This window comes from Streptomyces sp. S3(2020) (assembly GCF_013044505.1).
Lineage (GTDB): Bacteria > Actinomycetota > Actinomycetes > Streptomycetales > Streptomycetaceae > Streptomyces.
This window is the reverse complement of the sequence record NZ_JABERD010000542.1, coordinates 1-888: the sequence shown is the minus strand read 5'-3', so window position 1 is coordinate 888 and position 888 is coordinate 1. Positions and strand designations below refer to the sequence as shown.

The 888-nt window shown below is 69.5% G+C and carries 2 protein-coding genes; both read right to left on the bottom strand.

From position 1 onward, the window contains the following. On the bottom strand, positions 1 to 535 hold a 535-nt coding region (locus HLK59_RS50230), incomplete at its 3' end, for a TerD family protein (protein WP_171148360.1). A 54-nt stretch (positions 536 to 589) separates the two neighbouring features. Further along, entirely contained in the window at positions 590 to 814 is a 225-nt protein-coding gene (locus tag HLK59_RS50225; RefSeq protein WP_171148359.1) for a hypothetical protein, read from the bottom strand. Between the last annotated feature and the right edge of the window lie 74 nt (positions 815 to 888).

Genomic DNA, 888 nt, shown 5'->3' with positions numbered 1-888 from the left:
GGGCGACCGACTGGGGCGGAGCCACGGGGGCCGGTTCCTCCACGCTCACGCCGAAGTCGGTGGCGATGCCGGCCAGGCCGTTGGCGTAGCCCTGGCCGACCGCGCGCGCCTTCCACGCGCCGTTGCGCAGGTAGATCTCCACGACGACCAGCGCGGTCTCGCTGCCGAGCTGCGGGGGCGTGAAGGTGGCCAGGACGGAGTTGTCGTCCGCGCCGCGGATCGTCGCCGTCGGTTCGATGCCCTGGAAGGTCTGGCCGGCGGCGTCCGGGCTGGCGGTGACGACGATCTTCTCGATACCGGGCGGGACGGCGGCGGTGTCGACGACGATCGCGTCCGGGGCGGTGCCGCCGCCGGAGCGGTACGTCACGCCCGGGCCGTTGGGCTGGTTGTAGAAGATGAAGTCGTCGTCCGAGCGCACCTTGCCGTCGGCGGTGAGCAGCAGGCTCGATACGTCGAGCCGCACCGGGGCGGCGACGTCCACCGTCACGCGCGCGGTGGAGAGAGGGATGTTCGAGCCGGGGGTCATAGCTGTCATGCCCGGTGAACGATCGAGCCCGCTTTACCGTTCCCTTACCCGCGACCGATCGGTTCAGCGGCGGTTTCTGGGGTGGTTGCGGGCGGTGCGTTCGTTGCCGCGCTTGTAGTTTCCGGTCCAGCGGGCCATGACGAGCTGGGGGTCGGAGGAGGACTCGACCTCGGCGAGGAACTGGGCGGCTCTCGGTCCGTTCAGGGTGGTCGCGGGGCGGCTGTGGTGGCTGATGAGGACGGTTCCGTTGGTGTGGGTCTCGTAGTGGAATCCCTGGGGGCTTGGCACTGGCCCTTAAACCACACTGACGCTGCCGAAGAAGAGGGCAGTGTAGTCCGCGGTGGTGGCCTCACCAGCACAAA